This is a genomic window from Rhizobium ecuadorense (assembly GCF_001187535.1).
GTDB classification, from domain to species: domain Bacteria; phylum Pseudomonadota; class Alphaproteobacteria; order Rhizobiales; family Rhizobiaceae; genus Rhizobium; species Rhizobium ecuadorense.
In genome coordinates, this window is the sequence record NZ_LFIO01001147.1 from 1 (window position 1) to 297 (window position 297).

1 protein-coding gene is annotated in these 297 nt (G+C 61.6%); it reads right to left on the reverse strand.

All coding sequences use genetic code 11. From position 1 onward, the window contains the following. A partial coding sequence (locus AF337_RS24575) for a LysR substrate-binding domain-containing protein (protein ID WP_244471306.1) occupies positions 1-297 on the reverse strand: 297 nt, incomplete at both ends.

Here is a 297-nt window from a genome sequence, read left to right on the forward strand (position 1 = left end):
AGAGCCCCTGAGGCGAGATAATCATGGGTGACGCAATCGGGGAGCCAGGCGATACCAAGCCCTTCAGCGGCCGCGCTCGCAAGCGCCATGCCGTTGTCGGTCCTGAAGCGGCCCTGCGGTTGCACTGTGACGATCTTTTCGCCATCCATGAATCGCCAGCTCTCCGCACCGACCAGAGCCTGGTGCGACGCGATGTCTTCCGGCGTCTCCGGCGAGCCGTGCAATCTTATATAGTCCGGGCTCGCCACCAGCTTGCCGTAGATCTGGCCGACGCGTTTTGCGATCAAATTCGAATCG